General features: G+C 52.6%; 21 protein-coding genes and 8 pseudogenes. 10 read left to right on the top strand and 19 right to left on the bottom strand.

Annotation, left to right across the window (positions count from 1 at the left end; translation table 11 throughout):
- Positions 1-14: 14 nt before the first annotated feature.
- The 7 genes and pseudogenes from QPJ95_RS18665 to QPJ95_RS18635 form a co-directional block, all read right to left on the bottom strand.
- Positions 15-1,043: a site-specific integrase gene (locus tag QPJ95_RS18665; protein WP_286018186.1), complete on the bottom strand. Its 1,029-nt coding sequence runs from the start codon at positions 1,041-1,043 to the stop codon at positions 15-17.
- Complete coding sequence (locus QPJ95_RS18660; RefSeq protein ID WP_286018185.1) at positions 1,040-1,231, bottom strand: hypothetical protein; 192 nt, start codon at positions 1,229-1,231, stop codon at positions 1,040-1,042. The genes QPJ95_RS18665 and QPJ95_RS18660 overlap by 4 nt, the downstream gene beginning before the upstream one ends.
- A 431-nt stretch (positions 1,232-1,662) precedes the next feature.
- Positions 1,663-2,640, bottom strand: a complete 978-nt coding sequence (locus tag QPJ95_RS18655; protein WP_270920772.1) for a hypothetical protein — start codon at positions 2,638-2,640, stop codon at positions 1,663-1,665.
- A gap of 644 nt (positions 2,641-3,284) precedes the next feature.
- Positions 3,285-4,319, bottom strand: coding sequence for an IS110 family RNA-guided transposase (locus tag QPJ95_RS18650; protein ID WP_270920773.1), 1,035 nt, complete (start codon positions 4,317-4,319; stop codon positions 3,285-3,287).
- A 275-nt stretch (positions 4,320-4,594) separates the two neighbouring features.
- Positions 4,595-5,587, bottom strand: coding sequence for a pentapeptide repeat-containing protein (locus QPJ95_RS18645; RefSeq protein WP_270920774.1), 993 nt, complete (start codon positions 5,585-5,587; stop codon positions 4,595-4,597).
- 7 nt (positions 5,588-5,594) lie between these two features.
- Entirely contained in the window at positions 5,595-6,245 is a 651-nt protein-coding gene (locus QPJ95_RS18640) for an LOG family protein (RefSeq protein ID WP_270920775.1), read from the bottom strand.
- A gap of 131 nt (positions 6,246-6,376) precedes the next feature.
- A pseudogene (locus QPJ95_RS18635) lies at positions 6,377-6,681 on the bottom strand (IS3 family transposase); the annotation flags it as partial.
- Positions 6,682-6,830: 149 nt separating this feature from the next.
- Here QPJ95_RS18635 and QPJ95_RS18630 point away from each other — a divergent pair.
- The 4 genes and pseudogenes from QPJ95_RS18630 to QPJ95_RS18615 form a co-directional block, all read left to right on the top strand.
- Positions 6,831-7,301: pseudogene (locus tag QPJ95_RS18630) on the top strand (IS21 family transposase); the annotation flags it as partial.
- Between the two features lie 87 nt (positions 7,302-7,388).
- A pseudogene (locus QPJ95_RS18625) lies at positions 7,389-8,024 on the top strand (IS110 family transposase); the annotation flags it as partial.
- Between the two features lie 237 nt (positions 8,025-8,261).
- Positions 8,262-8,408, top strand: a pseudogene (locus QPJ95_RS18620) (ATP-binding protein); the annotation flags it as partial.
- 188 nt (positions 8,409-8,596) lie between these two features.
- Positions 8,597-9,013 carry a hypothetical protein gene (locus QPJ95_RS18615; protein ID WP_270920777.1) on the top strand — a complete coding sequence of 139 codons (417 nt, stop codon included), beginning with the start codon at positions 8,597-8,599 and terminating at the stop codon, positions 9,011-9,013.
- On the opposite strand, the gene QPJ95_RS18610 is transcribed toward QPJ95_RS18615, so the two are convergent.
- The 5 genes from QPJ95_RS18610 to QPJ95_RS18590 are packed head-to-tail and all read right to left on the bottom strand — an operon-like array spanning position 9,010 to position 14,811.
- On the bottom strand, positions 9,010-9,573 hold the full coding sequence (locus tag QPJ95_RS18610) for a hypothetical protein (RefSeq protein ID WP_270920778.1): 564 nt from the start codon (positions 9,571-9,573) through the stop codon (positions 9,010-9,012). The two genes, QPJ95_RS18615 and QPJ95_RS18610, sit on opposite strands and share 4 nt — an antisense overlap.
- A 12-nt stretch (positions 9,574-9,585) precedes the next feature.
- Positions 9,586-10,092: a hypothetical protein gene (locus QPJ95_RS18605; RefSeq protein WP_270920779.1), complete on the bottom strand. Its 507-nt coding sequence runs from the start codon at positions 10,090-10,092 to the stop codon at positions 9,586-9,588.
- Positions 10,093-10,116: 24 nt separating this feature from the next.
- Positions 10,117-10,524 carry a hypothetical protein gene (locus QPJ95_RS18600; protein ID WP_270920780.1) on the bottom strand — a complete coding sequence of 136 codons (408 nt, stop codon included), beginning with the start codon at positions 10,522-10,524 and terminating at the stop codon, positions 10,117-10,119.
- A complete protein-coding gene (locus QPJ95_RS18595) occupies positions 10,512-11,450 on the bottom strand; it encodes a hypothetical protein (RefSeq protein ID WP_270920781.1) in 939 nt (312 codons plus the stop codon). The genes QPJ95_RS18600 and QPJ95_RS18595 overlap by 13 nt, the downstream gene beginning before the upstream one ends.
- Positions 11,440-14,811, bottom strand: coding sequence for a hypothetical protein (locus QPJ95_RS18590; protein WP_270920782.1), 3,372 nt, complete (start codon positions 14,809-14,811; stop codon positions 11,440-11,442). Before QPJ95_RS18590 ends, QPJ95_RS18595 begins: the two co-directional genes overlap by 11 nt.
- Positions 14,812-15,098: 287 nt before the next feature.
- Between QPJ95_RS18590 and QPJ95_RS18585 the strand changes: the two genes are divergently transcribed.
- The 4 genes from QPJ95_RS18585 to QPJ95_RS18570 all read left to right on the top strand — a co-directional run bounded on the left by QPJ95_RS18585 (position 15,099) and on the right by QPJ95_RS18570 (position 19,159).
- Positions 15,099-16,186 (top strand): IS3 family transposase gene (locus QPJ95_RS18585; protein ID WP_270920783.1). Its coding sequence is split into 2 segments (ribosomal slippage): positions 15,099-15,360 and positions 15,360-16,186, totalling 1,089 coding nucleotides; the frame shifts between segments, so codons are not numbered across the junction.
- Positions 16,187-16,392: 206 nt separating this feature from the next.
- Positions 16,393-17,322: a hypothetical protein gene (locus QPJ95_RS18580; protein ID WP_270920784.1), complete on the top strand. Its 930-nt coding sequence runs from the start codon at positions 16,393-16,395 to the stop codon at positions 17,320-17,322.
- A 3-nt stretch (positions 17,323-17,325) separates the two neighbouring features.
- A complete protein-coding gene (locus QPJ95_RS18575) occupies positions 17,326-17,685 on the top strand; it encodes a hypothetical protein (protein ID WP_270920785.1) in 360 nt (119 codons plus the stop codon).
- A 433-nt stretch (positions 17,686-18,118) separates the two neighbouring features.
- A complete protein-coding gene (locus QPJ95_RS18570) occupies positions 18,119-19,159 on the top strand; it encodes a DUF2235 domain-containing protein (RefSeq protein WP_270920786.1) in 1,041 nt (346 codons plus the stop codon).
- Positions 19,160-19,355: 196 nt separating this feature from the next.
- On the opposite strand, the pseudogene QPJ95_RS18565 reads toward QPJ95_RS18570, so the two are convergent.
- Positions 19,356-19,967: pseudogene (locus QPJ95_RS18565) on the bottom strand (IS256 family transposase); the annotation flags it as partial.
- A 128-nt stretch (positions 19,968-20,095) separates the two neighbouring features.
- Between QPJ95_RS18565 and QPJ95_RS18560 the strand changes: the two are divergent.
- Positions 20,096-21,099 (top strand): annotated as a pseudogene (locus QPJ95_RS18560) (IS3 family transposase); the annotation flags it as partial.
- Between the two features lie 369 nt (positions 21,100-21,468).
- On the opposite strand, the pseudogene QPJ95_RS18550 reads toward QPJ95_RS18560, so the two are convergent.
- Positions 21,469-21,783: pseudogene (locus QPJ95_RS18550) on the bottom strand (transposase); the annotation flags it as partial.
- A gap of 144 nt (positions 21,784-21,927) precedes the next feature.
- Here QPJ95_RS18550 and QPJ95_RS18540 point away from each other — a divergent pair.
- Positions 21,928-22,323, top strand: a pseudogene (locus QPJ95_RS18540) (DDE-type integrase/transposase/recombinase); the annotation flags it as partial.
- A 62-nt stretch (positions 22,324-22,385) separates the two neighbouring features.
- Here the strand turns inward: QPJ95_RS18540 and QPJ95_RS18535 are convergent.
- The 5 genes from QPJ95_RS18535 to QPJ95_RS18515 all read right to left on the bottom strand — a co-directional run bounded on the left by QPJ95_RS18535 (position 22,386) and on the right by QPJ95_RS18515 (position 26,718).
- Entirely contained in the window at positions 22,386-23,000 is a 615-nt protein-coding gene (locus QPJ95_RS18535) for a hypothetical protein (RefSeq protein ID WP_270920788.1), read from the bottom strand.
- Positions 22,976-23,767: a peptidoglycan recognition protein family protein gene (locus tag QPJ95_RS18530; protein ID WP_270920789.1), complete on the bottom strand. Its 792-nt coding sequence runs from the start codon at positions 23,765-23,767 to the stop codon at positions 22,976-22,978. The genes QPJ95_RS18535 and QPJ95_RS18530 overlap by 25 nt, the downstream gene beginning before the upstream one ends.
- On the bottom strand, positions 23,768-24,178 hold the full coding sequence (locus QPJ95_RS18525) for a hypothetical protein (RefSeq protein ID WP_270920790.1): 411 nt from the start codon (positions 24,176-24,178) through the stop codon (positions 23,768-23,770).
- A 926-nt stretch (positions 24,179-25,104) separates the two neighbouring features.
- Positions 25,105-25,860, bottom strand: a complete 756-nt coding sequence (locus QPJ95_RS18520) for a globin domain-containing protein (protein ID WP_270920791.1) — start codon at positions 25,858-25,860, stop codon at positions 25,105-25,107.
- Positions 25,861-26,226: 366 nt separating this feature from the next.
- Complete coding sequence (locus tag QPJ95_RS18515; protein ID WP_270920792.1) at positions 26,227-26,718, bottom strand: asparaginase domain-containing protein; 492 nt, start codon at positions 26,716-26,718, stop codon at positions 26,227-26,229.
- Between the last annotated feature and the right edge of the window lie 29 nt (positions 26,719-26,747).

Here is a 26,747-nt window from a genome sequence, read left to right as displayed (position 1 = left end):
AAGCGTTGAAACTTTCACGTTCTGGTCTTGTTCCGTTCCATGCGATTTCGCGCCTCTTGTGCACGCGTCGCCAGTTCACGTTGCCTAATCGCTCCCCCATATTTCTTCAGCATCTCAACGCCAGAATGCCCTGTGACGGCTTTCACCATCTCATCGTCGCAACCTGACTGATAAAGCTCGATAGTTGCGTTCTTGCGCAGCCCGTGCGTGACGAATGTTGCAGCGTCCGGATGCTTCATCTTCGATTTGATCTTGCGCATTTCCTCGGCGACAGTCCGATACTGCACCGGGCGGCCATGTTTGCCGGTAATGATCGTCAGGCCCTCTTTGGAGACGGTGCCCAAATAGGCCTTGAGCCGGTCGGTAAGCGGGATCCACATGGGCTTGTCAGTTTTGCCCTGGGTGAAGTCATAGGCGCCGTCTTTTATGTGATCCCAACGGATAGCCACCACGTCGCCAATCCGCTGTCCTGTGCCGATGCACAACTCGTAGACCAGCCGTGCGCGGGGCGACGCCACCGCCTCGTACTCTTGCCGCACATCATCAGGCCAAGGCTCCCAGCCCTCACTTTTCTGTTTGAAAAGTGGAATCCCCTTCGCCGGGTTTCCGTGTTCTTTTTTGAGAAAGCCGATCAAGCGGGCGCGGTTCATCAGGATCACCATGACTTGAACCAGATAGTTCGCCTGCCGCCAGTGGTCAGCATTCGCACGGTGCAGCTCATAAATATGTTGCGTTTCGACCTTCCGGGGGTCTTTTTTGCCCCAGATTTTGCGGATGTGTTCAATGTATTTCCGGTAATCAGATTTGGTGCGCGGCTTGAGCTTTTTGTACGCGTCACTCTCAAAGTAGCTCAGCGCCAGCGCTTCAAAGTTGCGCTTGGACGATATTGGCTCGCGGCCTTTCAACAGTCGATTGTAATGGTCCCAGAATTCGAGAGTGCCAAATTCCTCTTTCATCATCACGGACTGCCCACGCGACCGGCGGATAAACCGGACATAGCCCCGATCAGCGTAGACGTACTTGGGAAAGCCTTTTTTGGTCATTTACCCATCCTCAAATCACTCGCCAGAAAATCGTCACCACCCTCTTGGGTCGTCATACCTGCATCGACAGTCACGCTGCCGTCAGGCTTGATTTCGAATTTCGCCCGGACCCAACCAGCTTCGCGCGCCTCCCGAAGGAGAGCGATCACGGTATTTCTGGCCATAGTCTGAGGGCTAAAGTTAGCCATTTTTACTGCCCACCTGCTGGTCCGACACGGTCATATTGAGGGGAGAAAAACACGTTCTTCGCCCGACAGGTCGCGACTATCCCCATCGGCCTTGCCATGGATGGTATTCATTTCGGCAATATTCTTGCCGCGTGACTCTTTTAGGTCTCGCAGGTTATTAGGAAGCATCTTAGTTCCTCTCATCAGGAGTTGAGGTGGAAGGCCCGCGCGGGTTGGTCGCCAAACACATTCCCGCGCTGGCCGGTTGGACACGTCGCTGAGATCACGCCACCACACGGTGGGGCTCCAATCTCAACACCCATTTTGATTGTGTTATTTGATCAGACTCCAGTCAGGCTCATCTGGGAACGTCTCCCAAAAAAAGCTCGTCAAATAGTTTGGCCGAAAACGTAAATGTTCGCTTGTGATCACCGTTCCTGTGTGGGCGTCGGTCAGTCGCCTAAAACCATCTTAGCGAATGCCAGTTTCCCAAGCGGCGTTCCACTCGACGGATACTCATGGTTTTCGGGCTTATAGACGCCGTCGACCATAAGGTCAGTTTGAAAACTGCCGTCGGGTCTGTCCACACGGTTCATAGAAACCGCGACCGTTATAAAGCTGCCGTCACCGTCCACGTCGCGAATTTTCGCCTGACAGGATTGCCCGACCAACTGGAATTTGAACGTACCTGATTTGCCTCCCGATGCCTTGATCGCCGCCTCGAACATGGTGTTGCGGATTTGATCCTGTTTACGCTCCGACAGCATGTCTAGCGACCATTCCCTGACAGGTCCGAACATGCCGCTGTCGTTCGCGGCTTCCAGCGTCTTGCGAATGTGGCCACCTGTGTTCTGGTTCACGAACAGAGATGACCGCGACCCGTGGGGCCGCCCCATGAGTTCCGAACGCATGTTCCACCATGTTTCGGCAACGTCTGAAAATCTCCCTGACTTTGCCAGACCTTCAAAGTGCCAGCGCATGACCTGACGCAGTGGGATAGTGCCATCGCCTTCCAACTCGATTTCGATGGCGGTCACCTTCACTGGGAATGTGCCTTCGCTCCACAGTGGTTCGTAAAGGCGTTCGGCGGACAGCCCGTTAAATTGGTCGGCGGCTTCCACAAGAGCGTCGGAGGTTGCTTCATTGAACGGACACGTCACGAAGCCTTTGACGAACAGAATGGTGTGATCCTTGCCGCTGTAGGTGTCGATCTCGTCGAAGAATTTGACGCGGCCATTGTGATTCCGCCCCGGGGCTGTGCGTATTGGGTGCCAGTCAGGAAAGCCTTCAACCGGGTCGCCCAGTTCTTCGAATAGTTTTTCCAAGGCGGCCACGCCGATTTCGACGTCTTTGTTTGGCAGGTGTTCAGTAAATCGCTTGATAGTTTTTCTTCGCGCCTGTGCGCTGGCAGTTGGGGATCTGAAGTCCATAACGCAAATATCCATTTATACGTGAAGTATATACTTTACGTAATATATGCACTTACGCAAGATGGCAAGCTGCTCGCCGAAGAAAGACCCTGCGCATTGGCAGGGCTCTTATAGAAGCTGTTGGTGGGGGCTGGCATTGACCCGGGAGGCATCCGGGGCAAACCACCCTTCCGCGGGCCAGAGGCAGTGCTGGCCTATCTCTGCCAATACACGCACCGGGTGACTCACTTCACGCCTTCCCCATTGGAACCGCCAAGCCAACGCGGCTTCCACCTTGGGAGGATTTCCAACACGGGCCACAGTCAGTCCGCGCCGAAACCTTGCACCCTGGCCCGCATCGAAAATCCTTCACCATCGCCGACCTTGGTGCTCTGTGCGGCAGAGGTCCGCTTCTCTAATTGGGTATTTGGGTCAAGCTCATTTTCCTTCTTTCTTTTGGGTCATTGTCACTCATCCGGGTCACGCTTCTCTCCGCAGTCCGGTTGATGCCGTGTTGGCACCGCTGCACGCATATGTCGGATCGGCAGTGGAGAGCCTTGCTTTGAGACGCGCTTCAGGTTGCGCATCAGCCATTTTCGGCTTCTTCCACAAACCTCGTCCGGTGAGGGACGACCCCGTCAGGATTGGGTGGGTAGCGTTTTAGATCATGCTGTGTCTCCCACCTGGTCCTGACGGAATTCCGTGCCATCGGTCCACATCCTGTGCAGCAAGACGGCGAGTTTACGGGCGACCGCAACAACGGCGCGACGGCGGCCTTTTGTGCGCATCAGCCGCATGCCCCACGATTTGATCTGAGACCCGGCCATCGTTCGCATGAGCAAAGCGTTGGCGGCAGCGTACAAAGTTGCCCGGACATCGCTGTCGCCAGCCTTTGATATACGGCCAGGATTGTCGTGTTCACCCGACTGGTATCGTCTCGGCGTCAGGCCAAACTGCGCGCCAACAGTCCGTGACCGTTTGAAGCGCGAGGGGGCATAGACTGCGGCCTTGAAGGTCAGCGATGCTATCGGTCCGACACCCGGAACCGTCATCATTCGCATGCAAACCTCATCATGGCTGGCGGCGCGTTTGACACGCCGATCCAGTTCCAGAAAGTGCTGAAACAAAACCACACGTGCGTCCAAGAGCGGAACCAAAGCATGCGCCAGAACATCGTCCATTTCGATCATCGGCCGAACGACGCCATCGAAACTGCCGTGCTTCACGGTTTTGGGCAGGCGAATGCCAAATATCTTCAATAACCCGCGCACTTCATTGGCCAAATTCATTATCTTCTTCAGCAATGCCTTACGCGTTCTGAGCAAGGCACGGACACCATGGGCCTCTCGGCTCTTCATATGAACTGGGCTAAACCAACCGGTACGCAGCACTTGAGCGATACCACGGGCATCGTTTTTATCAGTCTTGTTGCGCATCGCTGACAGTGCCGCGTTGACCTGACGCGCTTCCATGCAGACCACATCAAAGCCTTCGGCTTTCAAACCGAAGTACAGGTGCTGGCTCATGGTGCCCGCTTCAAAGCCAATCCGTTCAATCGGATGCGGGAAGTCGGCGAGGCACTCAGCAATATCCTTGATCTCACAAGACAGTTCGCGCTCGAATAGCGTCGTTCCCCTACTATCAACAATGCACAGCGCACAGTATCGTGGCGATACGTCTAATCCGGCAAAATATTCCATATTCTATCTCCCTTGTTCACAAGCCACCTTGTGATCTTATCGGGAGCTCGACCTCAAAACAGAGGGGGCCCAATTACGCATGCTTAGAGCCCTTTCTGCGTGATGCTGCGGTCTACACAAAGGTCCGCTTTGCCTATCGACAGGTCATCCAGGAAGAACCTTCGAGTGACCAGGTGCGGCGACAAAGCCCTTTTGCTCAGGCGTCTATTTTGGACTAATCACGATTTAAACCAATCAGTAAACTCAGTCGCAACTGCGTAGCAATATGTTCGAATTTAGGCTTCGCTGCCCTCGATCCACTTCTCGATTGGAACTAGTATGCTCCCATCTCCTTCAGCGGAGCAGTCCACTAGATGGCCCTTCAGGTTTTTGATTGATTTTGCACGCCTAACTTCAACTCCAAAGACCTTGGCCTGGTCGAAGTTTGCGCCGTCAAGAACTGCATCGACGAAGGTCGCCCTACGCAAATCTGACGAGGTGAAGTTCGTCTCTACACATTTCGATTCATCAAAAACGGCACCTTGCAAGTCAGCTTCCCGGAATTGCGCGTATTCCAGCGAAGATCTTCTGAATGAGGTCGCACCTAAGTCAGCTTGAAAGAAATCAGTTTCAAAAAAGTCGCACCGAGCCCAATAAGCATCACTACCACATGCGCCAGACAGATCCAATTCGCGCAAATCTGACAAATTCTCATTTTCGTCAGACGCATCAAGTGCTATATTGATCGTAATTGTCTTGCGAACTTTTTGATCGGCCTCAATGGATAGGGCTGCAGCAAAAATCTGTTTCGTCAATTGAATGATCTGTCGCCGTCTCTTCGAGCCAACGTCCCACTCAACCGGAAAAGACTTGAGAATGGCGCCAAGTTTCACCGCAGCCGCAGCCCTAAGTATCTGAGAATCTGCTGATAACTCGTGCACAATCGATTGATATGCCGCGTCTACGTCTTTTCGGTGTTCAAAGCTTAGTTTTTTGTCCGTAGTGTAGCTTTGCCCGATTAGATACCCCCCAACTGCACCTCCAACAGTGACAAAAAGCGCAATCAGTTTTAACCAAAATAAGCTCCCTGCCGTATCGCTTCGAATACGGCTAATTTCCGCCACAAGTTTGGAGATTTCATACTCAATCTTTCTGTCGCCCAGCCCCTCGCTAGTGATACTAATTTCGGGGTCAATAAAATACTGTACGCCGTAAATGACGGCGATCATAACAGCTAACAGCATCGCGATAAGCATGATGATAGAACTTTGGCTTAGGCCCTTTTCCATTCGCATCTCAGACAAAGCTCCCGACCGTGTTTAACTCTATTCTTTTTTCTTTCATTCCGTATGATTTCAGTGGACCAATAATGCTTAGGCTGCGCTCTCGGGGGTTGATGTGAAAAATAGGTAACCCCATTGTTTTCGCCACGTTAATCGCTTGCGCAGTACCACCGGGTGATCCATTGGATTGACTGTCCCAGACACCAATTAAGCTATGCGACCTAATCACTACCAACTCCATACTCTTCTTATACGCAGACACACTCCGCTTCGAAAAGTTGGCGCACACCGAGTTTGAGGATCGCTCATGAAGTACCTCCATTTTTTTCAAACCCAATTCTGTTTGAAAATCGCTAGCAAATTCTTTGAATGGTGTAATTATGTCTAATTTTATTTCCAAACTTAGTGCCACATCTGCGAAAATTGTGTCGGCCCCCTGTGACGAAGCCGATACCGCTACGAGACCAGGGTGCTTACGTTGAAATTCTGACAGCAGCTTAAAACAGCAAAACCATACGTAGTTTGAGGCTTCAATCCCGCCTAGGTAGCGGTGCCCCACAACTCCAACTCTATAGTTTTTCGAGCTCGTTGCAGTCAATCTAAAGGCTCTTTTGCTAGAGTATTCGCCAAACGTACCAGATCTGAGATCAGCTTGGGCGGTCAAAATTCTGCCCTAGGGTTTTACAAAACCGTAAGTCCACCCAGTTAGCAAGGTAGACTTTTGGGGATTTGAGCGAACGAGACCCTTGTGCACTGAACCGGACGCATCCGTCAAAGTGAATAGCCCCGAGTTTCCTAGATGCCTTGCAGATTCAGGGCTTGTTTTCTTTCAAAGTTTGCTGGCGCAGCATCCCGTTCCTAGCGTGTTTGCGCCTGGGATTATAGAATATCTCGATGTAGTCGAACACGTCGTGCCTTGCGTCCTCTCTGGTTTTGTATGTCCTGCGACGAATGCGTTCGCGTTTGAGCAGGTTGAAGAAACTTTCCGCGACAGCGTTATCATGGCAATTTCCACGGCAGCTCATGCTGTGTTCAAGATTGTGGTGCTTGAGAAACAACGCCCAATCGATGCTGGTGAACTGTAGACCTTGATCTGAATGCGTATTCCGGGGCATGTGGCCACCCATTGAGGGTCTGTGCTGAGCAGCGGTTCATAGGTGTCAGTTGAGGTCGTTTTCGTCAATGCTTTCGGCTTGGGTTTTGCGCATGGACTGCCCTACGATAACCAGACGATAAGAATTGTGGACGATATGTCCATGAGGTCGTCATCGGCTGCAGCGCTGGCGTGATCGCCCGCCATCAGCGATCCTACCAGAAGGCAGATATGGTCTTCGATCCGATGTACTTCCTACCGCTGTTGGAACAGAAGGTTGGCGCGCTTGATCAGGCGGCCCCGCTGCAAGGCTGGGACCTGCCGGAGGAGCTTGCCATCTTGCATCGACTGCTGGAAGCGCGGATGGGAAAGAAGGGAAAGCGCGAATACGTCCAGGTACTGCGCCTGCTGGAAAGCTTCGAGATGGGCCATGTTCATGGCGCCATCAGGCAGTCGCTGGAACTCGGGGCTATGGGCTATGATGCGGTCAAGCATCTGGTTCTGTGCCGTATCGAGAAACGCCCACCACGGCTTAATCTGGAGATTTACCCCTACCTTCCCAGAGCGAAGGTCGAGACAACGGATCCTGCCAGTTACATGAGCCTGATGAGGCAGGAACCGGCATGACCGATATACGAACGTGGTTCCATCATCATCACATAAAATCTGAAGGGGTGGATGGCTCCTGCTCCAACCGGCGTCGCAATGCGCCATATCCGCCAACGCACGCAGCTGATCAATGGCTTGCGTGGTATGGTCGCGGAGTTTAGCGTTTACATCGCGAAGGGCCTCGCGCGGGTCATCGGATTTGCGGAGGGCATTTTTGCAGGCGAACTGCTGGACCTGCCCGAGGTTGCCAATGAAGTGATCCATAATCTTTGCGAGCATCTGATGGCATTGCGTGCACGGATCCGCTGGTATGAAGATCGGCTCAAGCTGGTCGCCAAGGAAGATGCGCGGGTCCGTTTGTTGCGCACCATACCAGGCGTCGGCGTTGTGACGGCCTCGGCAATCATCGCCAGCATTGGTGATGGTCATCAGTTCCGTAATGGCCGCGAGTTTGCAGCATGGTTGGGTCTGACGCCCGCGAACAAATCCAGCGGCGGCAAAGAGAAGCTCGGGCGCATTACAAAAATGGGTGATCAATACTTACGATCATTGCTGGTCGTTGGCATGACGTCGCTCGTCCGACAGACCAAGTCACACCCGGAGCGCGCCAGTAAATGACTGGCATCGCTGCTGGAACGCAAACCAGCGCGCGTCGCAACTGTCGCTATGGCCAATAAAACGGCAAGGACCGTCTGGGCAGCTTTGACCAGCAACGAACCTTATACACCGCACACTGCCTAAGGGAGGAAGAACAACGAGTTAGCAAGACCCGCGGGATGATGGTGCATGAGTCTGCCGCCAAAACCAAGACACCCCGCCGAATGGCTCGGGCATTATAGCCCGCAAAGCTGATAGGGACTTGGTTTGCGGAACCCTTCAGGGCCAGCGGTCAAAACCGCGCAAACAGGCCGGACACATGACTGCTTCTGACAAATGCACAATCCGATCAAAAATGTCTTGCTATGCAGGAGCCATCCACACATGCCATTCGATGAATGGACCGAGGTCTTCGGTGCGGAACGTCTCACGGGTGCCATTCTCGACCGTCTCACCCACCACGTCCATATCCTGGAGATGAACGGCGAAAGCTACCGGTTGCGCCAGAGCAAAATCACCAAACCGTAATCCCTAAAACACCGACACTGCGAAAAGTTAGCCTGCGGCCAACACACCCTGGCGCGTCAGCTACTTGGAAAGCTCACGCACCAGGCTGCGCACCAAAATCAACCAAATGGCCCCGTTTTAAACCGGGTTATGGCCCCTTGTTCGTCCGGGATTGACATCGCAAACACGCTGATCGCGGAAAATAGGGAATGGACCCACAAATTGGCTTGACCATCAACACAGATGCTTCACCATTGCTGACACTCGTTGATCGAAAAGATTTCTGCGGTGCAGCCCGTCATACCGGACATTCGAGCGCCAAGGAGCATATCGCCGAAATGCAGGGAATGTGGCATGTGCTGCATTCAATAAACGGATATCCCCCCGCCCACAGCCCCGATCTCAATCACATCGAACACAAATGGGCAGAAGCCAAATCCTACAGGCGAAACCCGGAAAATCCGTCGACGAAAACTTCACTCACCAAAACTGGAATCAAAATTGAGTCGTCAGGCTATATGAGTGATTCTGACCAGCACGAGATGCTGACTAGCAGACATAACAAGCCATGCTCATCGTCGATTCAAAGGTTCACCTTACTACGCCAAACGTGTCGGAAAAATTAAGGATGGTCCAGAAATTCAAGGCGAGTCAGAATGAATTGGCAAGCTGAATCACTTTCCAACTCAGGCTCCAAGCATTTTTCCTTTATCTGAAAATGAATTATCGTGTATTTTTGTTGAATTCTGAATTCGTTTTGCCTGTTGCTCGAAATGCAATTCTCCCTAGTATTCCTCAAGATTAAAATATTATTGGTTTCCTTGGCGGTCTGAGTGTCAGAGCAAAATTCCCAATTTCTATAATATTGTTGTGAAAATTTGTCCAACTTCCGATTTTCCTCTTCGAGAGATTCCTTTATTATATCTAGACGTTCTAGATCGACTTCCAGTATCGCAATCCTATCAATGAACTCTCTAGCTTCTATATGGCTTATAACGAATGGGAAGAACGAAACTGAAATCTGTCGAAGGGGTTTTCCGTCCGCCACATAGATGAAGAGCCAAACGCAAGAGGCAGCAGATATACCGACGAGGAAACCCCGCAGATAGCGGCTGCGAATCAAAGCCAGGAATCGCAGCGCTGCTTTTTCCGCCAGCACGTCTAGGAACTTATCTTTGGCAGACATGACTCTTTTCCCCTATTCGCCCGATGCTTGTCCCGCGGCATAGTCCGCTACCAATGACGCGAAGGTGGGACTAATCTCAAGGGCAGCTGCGATCTCGACGGCACTGGCCGCTGAGGGTCGCAGGTCATCTCCGAACTGATCAACAACTGCCTCGGCGACGGCAGCAATCAGAGGCGGATTGAAAAGTGCGCGATCATCATAGCGCTCAGCCAGAAGATTCGACAGCTCGACCATAAATGCGTCTCCGTCCTCGGCCAGAATGGCTTCAGCGACTTCTTGCGGGGTCGCGGTGCTACCTAGCGCGGTAATGCTCTGCTCTATCGCTGCGCGCTGCGCCCCACCTTCAGCGATACCGATGTTTGCCGCATCCAGAACCTCAGCTTGATCTGATTGCATCGATTGAAGCTGAGCTATCTCTGTTCGTAGTGTTTCGATACTCGTGCTCGCATTCAGTTCAAATAGACCCAGCCCGGCGACGGCTAAGACCAATAGACCGATTAAAACGCGTTCTAGTGACATAATTGAACCTCCAATAAATCTTTCCTAAGCAGTCTGCATCTTGCGGGCCTCAACCAGACTTCGGGCCAAGCTCGCCCGTTCTGCCGCTGGCAAATCCCTCGTGAGTTGCTCGAACATCTGGAAATCCTGTAGAGTTCGGGCAATATGAATGATCCGCTGGATCGTGCCGGCCAATGTTACTCCGGAAAGGACCGTAATCGCCGAAAGCGTGAACACGCCTTCACCGCGGAAGATGATCACCAAAGCCATCATTAGAAGAAAGATGACGATCATCAGCCCCGCGGCGATGTTCAGCCACAACTTTGCTTGGGCAGCACCCGATTCTACAATTTCAGACCGCCGACCGCCACCGCCGCCAAGCGCACCAGCATCAGCCCTGACGCTATCGAGTTCTTGACTGAGAATGGATTCCAGTGAATTCACGGATAACATGGTGCTGCCTCCAGAGTGTCTTTTGAGAAGATTATGTGCGCGCGCAAACGCAGATCTCTGTAATTCTGCGGACCCACCTTCAGTTGCACCAACAGCCACTGCAACTCACGAATCGCTCGGGCGGGATGTTTAAGGCGCTCATTGGTAATGACTTGTCGGCAATCTTGTTCAGCTTTGAGAACTTCGGCAAGCTCCGCCGAATTGCACACTGCTAGGTCAAGAATTCCCGCCCAATCGCTTGCAATTGACTTGGCGCATTCTTCTGCGAAATGCATGCCGTCGCGAAGTTCCAGCGCGTAGCCAGGGAAAACGTTCTCGCCCGCAATTTCTTCCAAGAAGAAGCGTCGATCGGCGCGCTCATGGATAGGCGCACATTCCAGATAATCCTCGTTGAGCCAGGTGCCCATGCTGCGGATTGCATTGTGCGACCGTTCGAAGTCGCGAGAGTGTAATACAGCATGTAGCCCTGGATCACGCGCCGCCGGGGCAGGTGCGGCGCGATACGCTACAAGGTTCTTCCGGGCAGCATCTGTGAGATCATCGTCGAAAAGCTCAAAATCGCGCCAATGCGCCAGAATCAGAATCAGCCGCGCACCGCTTTCAGTCACTTCAGTCAAATCTTGCAGAGTTGCCTCGTGCCGAACCTGCTTCTCCGGCAAATTTAGCTCTCGCGCCATATCCACGAGATCCTGCGTTAGCTTTGCGTGCGTGCTAGCCGCCACCTCCCAAACTTCTGCCGCACTACGATCCGGCAGCCGCCGTAGAGCTCCCATAGCATAGTCGCCGCGACGCGCCCCGCCACTTTTAGCCGCGATGTCCTCCAGAAATGCGGCTTTGGTCAAGGGAAGCCCGATCAGAAGAGCAACCTGATCAAAGTAAACAATGGGTTCTACGGGATTGAAGGGCATTTCGATGTCACCGTACAAAGTGTCTGTCTTGCGAAAGAATCCGCAGGCGCACAATATGCACGTCCGTCAGATACTCAGGGTCTAAGAGACGCTTCCACAGATATGGATTGCCTCGAAGCTCTTCGCGATAGTCGTTTCGGATACGCAACAATATCTCTCCCAAAATGGGATCAGGGTCGGTCGCAGCGCCCTTTTCCAACGCTGCCTGATCAAGATTTCGCCGGGCCACCTCAGACATCTTTGCTAAATCACTCTCGGTTGCGGTACGGCCGGTAAAAGTGGCATTCAACTCGGCTACGACTGTTGTCTGCTTTTCGGTGGGCATCTCAATACGGATTGTAGCTGTTTTGGAATTCAGCAGACCGTCGCGCTTAATACCGGCCGGGCGCAGCTCTGTCACCACTGCTCTGCGCCAGTCGAGGTCCTTACGGCGCAGCGTCTTTTGGCTCCGAAAAAAATCGCCAAATATCCGCAATGGTTCGCGGCCAAATCGACGCCCCTCGCCACCGCTCCCCGAGCCGCGCCCGCCAGAGAAGAAATAACCAAATCGACTCCCTGAGTTGGGTGGCTTGATCCCGCCTCCTCCAGAAGCCGCCTCGGCGACAATTTGTTGCGCCTCAAAGCTACGCGTGAAGTTCAGCGCATCCGCCTCGGAAAGCCCATTTCGGGTAACCACAGCCACACTGTCTCGACCGTTTTGCGTCTGTGCGACCTCCGTCATCAGGCGTTGTAGCTGCGCCCTATAGGCGATTAGTGTGCCAGATTGGTGGACAACCGGCGGCCTCGTCCCGGCAACGTAGATCAGGTAGCGACCGTCTACGCGCTCAGCTACAATCTGCGCGTTATATTCGGCCAAATAATCCTCGTAGGATCTTGCTTCAGCTTTTTTGAGCGCTCGTGTGGGTTCGGTCGCAAAAACGCGATTCTTGTTCAAGTGCCTGCGAAGGCCACGCCCGTACCCAACGGGTTCTGGCGAGCGCGCAAGCGCGGAAGCAGTCATGGGCACCGCCTCGCGCCAGGGCTGCCGCAAAACGCTTTCCAACTCGCGCTCAATGCGTCGCTTGTCTGCGCTCGTCCCGAACTTATAAGTCAGGCGCTGCCGCTCAAATACCCGCGCGGCCTGTGGGGCCAAACCGATATCCCTAGGCGATAGTTTCAACGTGCCGGTTTCGGCGTCCAGGCTGAACTTTCCCGGAGAGATTGACCGGTCGGGAACGAGTTTAAGGGTGCGACCGTCAACGTTGTGTCCACCCACTGATCGCCAGCCATCATCGGATCGCGACACAACTATGGAAGGCGTCTTGTAGACCGCCCCCTGAATGTCGGCATTCCCAGCAATTACGGCCTCTATTGCTATAGTGCAATTTCCAGCTGCGGTGACAAGATAATTGAAACCACCAACTGATGTCAGCGCATCTGCGCGCTCAAGAACGTTTTCCAGTTTGGACTGCCAATCATTTAGTTGTGCCTCAAGTCCATCGATGGACTTGCTAAGCATGTCAATCCTCGCCTCCCGCATCACAAACTTCGCTGCGGCGCAACTCCGCTCCTGTGAGTGGCCACCAGAAATCTGGCAGCGCTCCGCGTCAGTGTTGTAGGAATCAATCTCGTCATTCACCTCGTCGACCTGCATGTTGTACTTGGCCTCGGACCGTTGCAGCTCTGCCAACCGGTCTGCGACAAACGTCGTGCGATCCATGACCGCGCTGACAACATTTCCCGAACCAGTCCAGAGCTCGATGAGTTGATCGTGGTCTTCAGCTAAGAATTCAAATGTGCTTTGTGGATCTTCTTCACACGCTGTCGGCGGAAATTCTGTGGCCTGCGTTTCTGACCTTTGAGTCAAGCGGTTCATTGCGGCAGCGAATTCATCCGCGAGTCCGGACCATCGCTGTTTGTAGTTGGGCTTGCCGGGGATTGGTGACACCCGCTGTGCCTTGATCTCCGCGTCCAGAAATATCTGGTGCAGAGCTGTATACTGCGCTACGCGGACCAAATGCGGATTGGAAAGCCCAGCGAAGAACGCCCAATATCTGTCTTCAGCAGACCGCAATGCATCGTTTTCAGTCTCCCGTCCACCGTCAGAACCAAAGTCTGGCAGATAGGAGACAGGCAGCGACCCGGTTCGATTGACGGCAAAGATATCAACCTCGGCGAACGTCACCCAAGACCCAAAACCAGCCGTGTTCCAGTTAAAAGTGAGTGACGTAACCTCTCGTCCGAGCTGGTCAGAAAGCAATCGCATCACACCTGTGACAGTGGGGAACTGAAGTGGTTGAGTGTAGATGAAATTGCCGTAGTCGATTGAGCCGGATAGCGACCAGGATTTCAGCAGCTGATCCGCGATATTCAGGAGATGACCGAACTCGGTGTGGGTCAACTCGCGGCTCAGTAGAATTGGTGCCCAATCGACGCCGATTTCCCCGAAAATCAGCGAAGCGAACTGATTTTTTATGCCTGGCGGCTCCAGCGTTGCCTCCAGATCGTGCGAGCTGACCTTGCCGGCAAAGGGCAAATTGCGTTCGTAGCTTTGTCCCAGATCAGCGCTTTCGACCGCTGCCAGTGCGAGGATCATGTCCAAGCGCAGAGGGCGTGCTTCGCTCAGGCTGGCCTGGCGCTCACGCCCAACGAGCACCAGCCGGTTGCTTTGTTTCAGATGCGCGGCCCCAAGGATCACGTCGCTATCCAAAGTGAAGGCACGCAAATCTGTTTTGGCCGCATTCAGATCAACGGTCGTATCCAGCACCAGTAGAACCAGCCCGGGCTCCTGCGAATAGAGCAATCCAACCCGGCCAGGCTCCAGATGCGCATCAATCGGCATCGGCTCACCGTGGCTACCGGAATTGACGCCAGCAGCGACAAAGCGCGCAGTTTCACCAAAGAGCCACTTATGTAGAGAGGTTTGTGACACCTGAAGGTTTGAAACGGAACTGGAGGGCACATAGCGGAGATCGCCGCGCCAGGGCTTTGGCTCAAAGACGGCGAATGACGCCTTGTAATCCGTCCCATAGGCTTCGCGTGCCAAGGCGCTAATCTGCGACACGAGAACTGGCTCGCTCGGAGAGGCTAAGGTGAACAGCAGATCCTTTGCCCAACCGTCAAAGCCTATTGGGTGCTTCTGAACCGCTACGCTTAGGAGCGTTTGGCCGAAAACGCGCAGCGCAATTGCATCTGCATTTTGTAACACGCTTGCGGGCGGCTCCGTGAAAATCACGTAGGTTTCATCCATGTCTGCATTATGTGAAACAGCAATGTCCTGATGCAGATACGGATGAAGCTGACGGTATTGCCACCAAGCCTCATCTCCTTCAGCGCAGTATCCAGGCAAGCTGCATAGAGTTGTAAAGATAGTAAAAAATACCGTGATAGCATGTTGCATGGATCACCTAAGTTGTATTTAGCATAATCAAATCAGATCTAGCACCAAATACCCGCAAGTAAAGTCGCAGCAAGATGTCGCATTCACGCATCAAACGTTGCCTCAATGAGCTGGATGAATACGCTCCCGGAAGCCTTGATGGAATTTTCGAAGCAAATGCAGATGCGCTAGTTGTCGAGCTGCCTGCAGAATGGTTCCCGATCTTGGAACAAGTAGGGTAATCCCCCCGAAAATTAACGGTGTTCAACAGTAGAATTTTCTCGGCAAGATATCTGAGGAGATTTTTGATGAAGACAGCACGATATAGCGACGCACAGATCATGGGCATCCTGAAGCAGGCAGAGGGCGGTGTGCCTGTGTCTGAACTGTGCCGGGAGCATGGGATGAGCAGCGCCTCCTTTTACAAGTGGCGGGCCAAATTTGGTGGCATGGATGCATCGCTGATTGGCGAGATGAAAGATTTGGCGGAGCAAAACCGGCGGCTTAAGAAGATGTATGCAGAGATGAGCATGCAGAATGAGCTTCTGAAGGAGGCGCTCGGAAAAAAGCACTAAGGCCATCCCTGCGCAAGGAGATGGCGGTTCATGCGGTCGCACACCACAGGGTCAGCATCGCGCTGGCCTGCCGGACATTTTTCATCAGCGAGACCTGTTATCGTTACGAGCGCGAGCTATGCGATGAGAACGCCAAAATTGCCGAATGGCTTGTGAAGCTGACGAGCAACCGGCGCACCTGGGGTTTTGGCCTGTGCTTTTTGTATCTGCGCAACGTCAAAGGCTTCGGCTGGAACCACAAACGTGTTTACCGGATTTACTGCGAGCTGGAACTGAACCTGCGGATTATGCCCAGAAAGCGCCTGAAGCGGGATAAACCGGAGGCGTTGGCCGTGCCTGACGTGCCCAATCACACATGGTCGATGGACTTCATGGCCGATCAACTGGCGGATGGGCGGTCGATCAGGACGTTGAACGTTCTGGATGACTTCAATCGTGAGGGTTTGGGTATCGAGGTCGACTTTTCGCTGCCTGCGGAAAGGGTTGTGCGCAACTTGAACCAGATCATTGAATGGCGCGGCAAACCGAAGATTATTCGTGTGGACAACGGGCCGGAATATGTCAGTGCCAAACTAATGACATGGGCCGAAAAACAAGACATTGCCATCCAATACATCCAACCCGGAAAACCTCAGCAGAACGCCTACATCGAGCGCTACAACCGCACGGTTCGCGGAGAATGGCTGGGGCAGAACATCTTTGAAACGATAGAGGAGGCTCAGGAACAGGCCACTGAATGGCTATGGACATACAACAACGACCGACCCAACATGGGCATCGGCGGGATCACCCCTGCCATGAAACTGAAAATGGCCGCGTGAATTCTATGGCTGAGCCCCATTAAAAATGGGGGGATTACCCCGCGTCGATCCGTTGAAACCCCAGCTGCCTTTCGGCCAAAGCGCCGCCAACTCCCATTTTTGAGCCCAAAGCGTCATTATTCCGGGAGAATGAATTATTGTTGATTATACCCAGTAGTTGTGGCATGTTTCTTTAAAACGAAATTTATCTTTCGGAGGTGATTTTGGTGAATAGAATTTTGACTATTTGTTTTGTATTGGGGGCATTTTCTGCTTGCACGACCGAACGTGTCACTACTGAATTCTCTGCACTGAGCGAGCTTGCACAAAATACGAAAAAAAAACTGGCCCAAAAACTGAAGCCAGGGCTTGACGCTGCTGCTGAAGCGGAGCTCGATGTCTCGGCTGCTTCTGGGGATGTTTGGTTGCTTAGCGATGATTGCAATTTTGTCATGGCGGGTGACACTAGCGTGCCAGCCTCAAATTGCATCGTTGAAAAAGTGGTCCTCGGCAACAGAAAACCGGTTCAAAACGAAGCGACGTCGGCACAGAGAAAGATGACAGCTCTCACAACTTATGTTTCGGCCTTGTCGCTATTAACGGACGCATCGCTCGAAGAGGAGGTCATTTCAGGATATTCATCGGCTCTGACAGCTTTAACGGATTTTGCTAAAGCAGCGGAATCTGCAACTCTATTGGAGTTCCTAAAGGACAGATCCGAGCGCGAAAGTGCTGAAACTGCAGTTGTGAGCGAAGTAATTGCTACTCTTCGTTACAAGAAAATGCGGTCGGTTGTTCTGAAGTCCGAGAAGGACGTTGCCACGATAGTACGGGAACTTCAATTGCATCTGATTAACCTTGGTATTGATGGGGATTTCAAAATCCGATCTGAGGCGCTAACGACTAGGAATAATGCGGTTCTAAACTATGACGTAGAGACACAGGGCGCTACCGGGTATAAGGCCGCGATCAAGGCTCTTCAAGCCGAGCATCAAGCGTTCATGAAATATTATAAGGGCACAGTGATTTACGAGGTTGGCATGATTGCCCGCGTCCACTCCACCCTAGCAGATGCGCTACGTTCACCCGGGTCGCCAGAGGAGGTCGTCAAATATCTCGAATCGCTAAAAACACTAGTTGAAAAAGTGGAGGGGTGAATTATGGTTGAAGAAACGGCGATCTCAATCGAGTATTTCCAGCAGCTTCGCAACCGGCAGAACGTACTTTACCGCGTGAATACGGCTGAGATTCGCGCGACGGCTAAGAAGAAAGACATGGCGACACTCAACGCGCTGCGGGCAGATCGGGCAAAAATGGCCCAAAATGATCAATTGATTTTCAAAGCGGAGTTGGCCTTTCAAGCCACGCAGCTGGGTCAGTCTGAGGCGGAGAAGCGTCTGCGTCAGCACGTTCGAGAGATCAATAAATTCGTCAAAACCGTCAAAACGGTGGCCAAAGTACTAGAATCAACGGCGAAGGTTGCATCGATTCTTGCACGCCTGATCAAGGTTCTGACATAGCGCCCCAGACTGCAAACCCAGGTTATAAAGACCGGGGCGGGAACTGTTCGCCGCGCCTGTTCTATTACATTCAAAATGCCCGAGGTCGCCGTCAGCGGCGATCTGGTGAACTTCATCCTCGTGACCATCGATCGGTTTCGCGCGCCGCCGACTTCGATGTGACGGCGTCAATGGCAGAACTAAAGAAAAGCGGCCCTACGGGTCTGTCCAAATGGGTGTTGATCATACCAAAAGCTAGGTCAATCCCACCACCGAGAACAAAAATTGTGCTCGATTCAAGTGACAGATGCCCGAAGCAAGGTGCAACTTGCGCTAGAGCGCTTGATTGGGATCCAAAATAGCCACAACTTGCAGGAGCAAGGTATTTCAATTAGGGAATGTCGATTAGAACATTTTCTTTTAGATAATGCACTAGCTAGAAAGAAGCGATCAGATGTCAAAAAATATTGTCTTATTTTCAGATGGAACTGGGCAAGATGGCGGAACAGGCTCAGATTCAAACGTCTACAAGCTTTTCAAGGCTGTCGAGAACCGCACTCCAAAACAAATAGCATTTTATGACCGTGGACTTGGCACCGATCGCTGGTGGTTGTCAGGCAAAGTTAGTGGAGCTGGAATAAGTAAGAACATAATCGAATGTTATAGGTTTATTTTCGACAATTATGAAACTGAAGATCAAATATACCTTTTTGGATTTAGCCGTGGTGCTGCGACAGTTCGAAGCCTAACTGGATTCATCAATTTATTTGGCATCTTGCCAAAATCTCGCCCGGAGCTAATTGATATAGCTTACAAAATATACAAAATTCGCAACGCCGAAAAGCGCAAGAAATTGGCCAAAGAATTCTGTGAACGCCATCATACCATGTGGATCAAAGTCAAGTTTCTGGGTGTTTGGGATACGGTGCCAGCTCTTGGAGCGCCGCTGAAATCTTTGTCGCACTTTTTGGATGCAATTCCCTTTTTTAGACATAAATTCCACGATTTTTCTTTAAGTAGATGTGTCGAGAATGCTTTTCATGCACTCGCCATTGACGATGAAAGGAAATCTTTTCATCCAAAGCTTTGGGATGTAGAGACGGAACCTAGCCAATCAATGAAACAGGTCTGGTTTTCGGGAATGCACACTGATGTAGGTGGTGGCTACGAGGATGGGACATTATCCAGAATTTCTCTGAAGTGGATGGTTGATAATGCAACTGATTGCCAGCTACGTATTTGGGATGACAGTTTTCTCGACCTTCCCAGCAGCGAGATTGACTTTGTCGCAGATGCGAACAGTTTCATGAATAATTCTCGGAGCAGTTTCTGGACAAAATTGTACAGGAAAAAAATTCGCGAGTGGCCTATGCGCGATGCGCAAGGTGTTGCAAGGGGAAAGCCGGATATCCACAGCAGCGTAAGTTTACGGACTATAAACCGCGATAACAATGCTGAACTGCCTTATAGACCTTGGATAGGTAATCCCCCCTAAAAATAGTGGTGATGGATTCAGGCGGTCACCGGAACACACCATGTTTACCAAATCATTTGGAGGATACGGTGTATGCAAATATCACCGGCGCTGGATGACGAGAAGAAAGCCGTAATTTGGCGGGAGTAGGAAAACGGCGGGAGTATCCGAAACTCTGTGTATGACCATCAGCCCATGCCGCTGAAACGGGGCATCTGTTGAACTGTTCCGGGGTAAGAATAGCGAACTGATTGCGGGCAGCAACCCACTCCCTGACGCACCGTCCCGTCTTTTCGAAATTGCGAATGGCCAAGTAAATCGGCTTGGTCGCCGCGTCATTTGTTGGAGAGCTGCCACGGGTTTTGGTGGTTTTTCTGATCCCTCGGTTCAGGCTCTCGATTGCATTCGTCGTGTAGATGATTTTGCGCACGGCTGGCGGGAAGACAAAAAACGGGATGACCTCCTGCCAGGCGCGTCGCCACGAGGGTGCGATTGAGGGGTATTTTTCGCCGCATTCAGCCTCGAAATCATCGAGGGCCTTCTCCGCCTCGGCGTCATCCGTGGCCCGATAGACCCGTTTCAGGCTTTTGGCCACATTCTTGCGGTCTTTCCAGCCGCAGAAATTCAAGAAATGGCGCACAAGGTGCACAATACAGGTCTGAACCGTGGTATCCGGGAAGGCGGCGTTGATGGCATCAGGGAAGCCCTTCAGGCCGTCTGTCACCCGACAGTGGTTTGCTTGCATACCATGAGAGGGCACAACGGCAATCAGGATATCCTCCATGCCCCTGTTCTTCAGGTTGTTCATGATCGAGGGCCAGAATTGGGCACTGCACTGCCCGCCAGGGCATTTGCAAAATGCCCGAGTATCCGTATTGGTCAAGCCGGTGTTTCAGTCCATTTTCGCCCATCACGCACCAGTGCGTTTGCCATGACCAGCAGTTTACGCATCACAGCTGTTATCGCTGGAAGAAGAAATACGGTGGAATGGGAACGGAACAACTCAAGGAACTAAAGCGGCTTCAGAAAGAGAATGAGCGCCTTCGGCGTGCGGTTTCTGACCTGACACTGGATAAACTGATCTTGAGGGAGGCCGCATCGGGAAACTTCTGAGCCCCTCGCGCCGACGTGCCTGTATTGATCATGTGCGCAGCCAGATGAAGGTTTCTGAGCGTCGTGTGTGCTACGTCCTGGGCCAGCACCGATCCACGCAACGTCGAGTACCACAGGGGCGTGATGACGAAGAACGCCTGATCGCAGACATGATCGAGCTGACGCGTCAGTACGGTCGATATGGCTATCGTCGGGTTGGTGCCTTGTTGCGAGACGCAGGCTGGCAGGTGAATGACAAACGTGTTGAGCGTTTGTGGAAACGTGAGGGGCTGAAAGTGCCTATGAAACAACCCAAGAAGGGGCGACTCTGGCTAAACGACGGATCATGTATCCGGCTACGTCCCGAGTATCGCAATCATGTCTGGTCGTACGACTTCGTGCATCACCGAACCGATGATGGCAGGGCGTTCAGGACATTGAACATTCTGGACGAACACAGTCGGGAATGTTTGGCGATCCGGGTGAAGCGGAAGCTGAACTCGACCGAAGTCATCGACGCGCTGACGGACCTGTTTATCCTGCGTGGCGTGCCTGCGTACATTCGGTCAAACAACGGCCCTGAGTTTATTGCTGAGGCGGTCAGGGGCTGGATCAAAGCCGTTGGGTCGAAGACCGCCTATATCGAACCTGGGTCTCCTTGGGAGAACGGATACTGCGAAAGTTTCAACGGGCGAATGCGAGACGAATTACTCAACGGTGAGATATTCTACTCGCTACGCGAAGCCCAGATCGTCATCGAAAGCTGGAGGAAACACTACAACACCAAACGACCCCACAGTGCTCTGGGCTACCGCCCACCAGCGCCTGAGGCCATCGTACCGGTGGACCAAAGGCCAACCATGCACTAACTTTCAACTTGGACCACGCAAGTGGGGCTGCTCAGTCCGGCCGACGATGCGGTTTGAGCCAGTGAAGACTGCCGTACAGCAATCCCGATCAATGTGTTTAAGATTCGTGATCTTTTGGTTCGGCAATGCAATCAACTGATCAATGCACTCCGTGGTCATTTGATGGAATATGGGATCATCGCTCCACCGGGCCGGAACTTTGTGAAGAAGCTGGCGAAACAGATCGAAAACTCGGAGAGCGGCTTTTGACCGTGCCGATCCGCACATCAGGTTCGAGAAGCGATCGGGGTGACCTTTCCTCCGTCTCCTGGCAGTTTGCGGCAATATTCCGGGATTAACTTCCTTTTCTCAGTTGATTTTTAGCCGCCGTCAGATTGCCGACGCCGTCTGATCAGGGCGATAGCCTTCTTGCCGCGACAACACTGACCAAACGATCCTGGCGTTCTTGTTGCCGAGTGCGACAGTGACAACATTCGGATGTCGGCGTTCGCGCATTCGGCCAATCCTATGGCTTCTTGGATCGGTTTTCCCACTCGCCTTACCCAGAACAGCTCGGGCACCGTGGATCATCAGCGTGCGCAGGTATCGAACACCACGCTTGCTGATCCCAAACAGCCTGGTCTTCCCTCCGCTTGATCGTTGTTTAGGAACCAACCCCAACCAGGCGGCAAACTGGCGGCCATTCGTTCAGACGGCCGATGTGGCCTTGTAGCTTTCTCCCTTCGCGAGCAATGCCCATGCGGTACGGGCAGTCTTGTTGGCGATGGCGACGGTGACAACCCGGGTCGGCTTGCATTCTAGGAGTGATCGAACCCAAGCGCCCGTTCGGGTGAAGTGCTTGAGTTCTATGTCACGAAGAGTCGGGATAAGAAAAGTGCATTGAAATTTCTCCGGAAATTGATGAATCTCTACGGTCAACCACATGTCATGGTGACCGATAAATTTCGCTCCTACAGCGCTGCGATGAAGGCAATTGGGAACGCCCAGAATCAAGAAACCGGTCGCTGGCAGAACAACAGAGGCGAAAATTCGCATCTTCCGTTTCGAAGGCGAGAACGGGCGATGCAGCGGTTCCAGAGCATGCGAAGTCTGCAGAAAGCCGCCTCCGTTCATTCTTCGGTGCACAACCATTTCAATCTGGAGCACCACCTTTATTCACGCGCCAATTCCAAGCTCAACCGCACCGCCGTTCTCGCGGAGTGGCGCCAGCTTTGTTCGGCATAAATTCCGGTAATCTGGCGGAAGCAGAGACTAGTTAGAATCCGCCTGATAGCACGTCCTCGCGGCTACCAACGCGCCAGAATGAGCCCAACGAGTCGTTGGCACCCCTCCTCAGGCGCGAAAGCCAAACGTAGTGCCGCCCCGTTTTCCGGCGGCTCCCCGGAGATAAATTCCACAATCCCTTCCTCGGGATATTTGTCTGCGGCGTTATCGAAGGTTGTCCCACGGCCCTTTCCTGGATCATGTGCGATCGGCTCTGCGGTCTCGAAATGCAACTCCTGATTGGTAACATATTCAGACACAAATGCGGCACCGGTCCTTTCGATCGGTTTTCCCGACCCTTCCTTATCACCCCAGTAGTAGGTTTCAGGGTCGGACCAGAGCGCCCAGACCGCATTTCGGTCCAACACTCTGTCCAACACCCTGTCTGATCCCTCCAGATCCTCCTCCTCAGCTATTACGTAAGCGGCGGTTGAGACGCGAACCCCCAATCCGTCATGGATCAGTTCAGAGAGCGCTGTTACGTCCTCCGCATACAGCGCATCCCGAACCTCCCGTGCCGCCGCATAGACCGATTTCGGACAATCGCTCGCGGCCCAAAGAGGCGACGCCGTCGTAGTTGCAAGGGCTAGAGACAGCCCTGTATATGCAAAGATCAGACGGATGAGAGAGCCTCCCATGTCTTAGGTCCAACGATCCCGTCAGGCACCAGCCCGTGTTTTCGTTGGAAAGCCCGCATTGCCGCCTCCGTTTTCGGACCGAAGTCTCCGTCGGTATCGACCCCGACCTTCGCCTGAATCTCTTTTACCAGATCGCCCGATGCCGGTCGGCGAAGTGTCGGACGGCCTGTGTTGTCCTCGGCTGGAGTTCTCGGTCTCGGCACTCCAGTACCGTCCATGAACCCTTGTACCCGCGCCCGAAAGATGTCCATATCATCATGGTTTCCTTTGTTCATGTCGAAGGTCGGATCGATTTTTCGTTTGGTCCATTCTTTGTGTCCGCAACACATGCTCACTGGAGCGCCGATATGGCTCAGGATTGCCGCACAACCGCGCGCATAGGCGTCCATCTGCACATCAGGCCAGGGAAAATCGTTGGAAAGGCCGGTGTTTTCGGCCTCAATACCGATGAAGCTTGAGTTGCCCGTGGTCACTCCCTTCCACTCGCCTCGCCCGGCATGGTTTGCAACGCCAGCAGCGATCACATAAAAAGTACCGTCCCTGCCGAGCCCCAATTGTGAAAGCGGGCCCGGTAGGTCGCTCCGACCAACGCGAACGACCCTATGGCTTGGGAAGTTGCCACTCAGACCTCCAGCGGTATGATGGCACATCACGCCGCGAACAGTACCCATTTCACGGCGTCCATGGGTTTGCCAGCCGGGATCTTCAGCGACTTTCACGCCCGCGTCCAGCAATGTTTCTGCCAACCAAGTTAGTTTGAATGCCATCTATCCAACTCCTCCTGTGGACAGCGGCAAATCTTCATCGGCCGCCTCGACCTCAGCTGCAAAATTAATATCGCAGCCGTCCAGCTCCTCATCGGCGCCTCCTACTCCACCAGACGCTTCGGGCAGATCCGCATCGTTCGTCTGCTCTTCGGCTGTGAAATCGATGTCACAGCCGTCGATGTCTTCGTCCTCGATGCGATTTCTTTTCATAACCATGTTCCTCCATTTGTTGCCTTTTATACCATGCAACATTACCCATTCGCATTGGCACCTTCTCTCGAGCGCACAACCGGAGCCGAGCTTCGGCTGTGCAATCTGTGTAAGATCGAGCGCGCCCAGCTCGCCGTTGATTGCTCCCCAGAGGACCCCGACGACGGTGTTCCTGGCCTTTTCCAGCGTCGTCAGCGTCATGCTTGCCAAGGACTAGGCGAAGGTGCGGGCCTTGTCCTCGATCGGCTGCAGGAAATACTCGAACAGTTCGTCATCATCCCTGAGTGCCCCCGTGCCGAAACGCGACCCATACGCCGACACCTTGTCTGACATTCTGAACGCATGTCGTAATGCACCAGTCTTGGTTGATATTCCACAAGTAGAGCATTATGTGGCAATGTCATGCTAAGGATGAATTTATTGCCTGCATTATACATTTATTGATGGCGGGCAGTTCAGATTCCAGCGTTTGGCTTCATCGTTGTTGTCTTGTGCCCATCTGGGGGAACGAGCGGTTAATGCAGCGGTTCCGGAGCATGCGAAATCTGCAGAAATCCGCCTCCGTTCATTCTTCGGTTCTGAGCCTCCCCCCAAAAAGTGGTCCGCGACTGTGCTGCGTGTCGCATCAGGGAAACCATTTCGGTTGAACCAAACCTGATCCTGCACGACGTCAGTATCTCTAACCTCACAGATCTCAAAATTTTCGTTCTCATCGGTCCCGGGAACGGGCCGGTAAAGCATATCCCTTTGAAGGAATGCATCGTAGTGCAAGCAGCCCTGCCAATCCTCATGTTTCTTCATAAGCTCAATCGCTGTGGCCGGACACCAAACGGGCAAGCCCTTTGCGTTCCGGACGACAAGGATATCATCATGGCGACACCCCTTAACTGCTACCGAAGCAGAGCGTCCACACATCGCACTTGATAAACGAACGCCGGGCGCAGCATACTTCGACAGCAAGGCAATGAAGAAAGTGGCATGATTATCAAACCCGATACATCTTAGCTCCGCCACAAACTTGTCCAGAAAAGCAGGACCACTTCAGCATTCATGCTGCGCGACAATTTGAAAATGAAATATGAGCTGCATTACAATTCCAGTGATGTCACGGGAAACCTAATTTAGGATCACATCATAAGCGCCTTGCTGACCAGCGCCTCTTTGCCATCGTATTTGGATATATCGACGCCGCGTTCTACGAGCGCCGTGCTGAGTTCATCTTCACTCAACGCCTCTATCGCCTGTTCCGTCATCTTCATGAAATTGATCCTCCGCTTGAACGGCGGATTGGTTTCGCCGAAAAGGCTTCGGTTTTCGAATGCGAACTCTTTCGAATACTTGGTCATGAAATGGGACAGAAACGTATTGATGCTTATCCGAACCCTTGGGTCTTTGCTCATTTGGTCTGCTGACGCATCAAGTGTTTCCAACATCAGCTGCGACCACCGATCTGCGCCCTTTTCGTTCATCAACTGCATTGCATTGTGGTTGTGGTGGAAGTTCAGCCTGAACTCTGCGCCATGATAGTAGGGCCCGCCGCCCATCACGTCGATCCACATTGAGGCCTGCGTGTTGATGTGATGACCGATTCCGCCAACACGCGCAAAAACGGATGTGAACCAATCTTCGTCCGCAAAAACACGCTCATAGAAACTGTGAACAATCCTCACGATGGGATCTTGGCCCAGCACGGAGTATAATTGCCAAAACTGAATAGGCTTTGAGACAACACTTGGTGCATTCAACGAGACGATTTCCGCCATCCGATGCGCCTCGGTTGGCAGCAAGTTCTTTGATACTGCTGAGGCGATGTAATCCCGCTGAATCTTCTCCGACATGTAGCCATGGCGAGTTGGATATTTGGGGAGTTCGATTATTGCCATGGGGTGCTCCCTTTCAGTTGTCAGGCCCTTTCTGCTGCCAGATAGATCTGCACCTGCACCATTTGTCGAAGCAGGAGTTTGCACTTAAGCGTGGAGCGAGTGGGTTTCAACCAACACCAGATTTGCCTCGAACACCGAATTCGGGCTCGCAACAAGAACCTCCCCGACAGAAGTTTCACGAAAAAGTTTCGTGACGAAAGTTCTTGGCGGTTCTTACGTGAGGAGCTTTCTGGAAGAGTTGATTAAATCAATGGCACCTCTATTAATGCCATTTTCCCGACCCTTACGTGAAGTAATCCATTGATTTAAAGGGGTGCAGCATTTGAAAATCTGTATTGATAGAGGTGCCCTCAAGTACTTCGAGCCCTACTCTGAAAGACTAGGCGGCGATCTCGGAATGTACTCATCCCACCGCTTCAATTCCCCGCAAAGAGCGATGTAAACGCCAGCAGGAAGACATTGGATCGCACCTACCGCCATGCCGAGGTTAAAGTCTGCATCGGAATCACGAAGCCGCTCTGGTTTTAATGCTCCAGTCAGAACAATAACTTTACCCGATATGTCCGCTAGATGTTTGGCCGTGACATGCAGCGTATCGGTGCCATGGGTGATGATGATCTTGTCCTCTGCAACCTCAGAGGCGATCCGCCTGATCGTATCTCGATCTTGGTCATCCATGTCAGAGCTGTCTTTCTGACAGGCCATCGTGAAGCCAACTGGATAGGGTATTTCGGCTCGATCTGTGATGGATCGATAGGCGGGATCGCCAATCACAAAATTATAAGCGCGATGATCATCATCGGTCAGATAATCCTTGTCGATGGTTCCTCCGGCTTGGATGAAATGTATGATGTTCATGATTCCATTCCTGATCAAATGCCCCCATT

It is taken from the genome of Parasedimentitalea psychrophila, assembly GCF_030285785.1.
GTDB lineage: Bacteria > Pseudomonadota > Alphaproteobacteria > Rhodobacterales > Rhodobacteraceae > Parasedimentitalea > Parasedimentitalea psychrophila.
The sequence above is the reverse complement of the archived record's forward strand: the minus strand, read 5'-3'. Positions and strand labels throughout refer to the sequence as shown.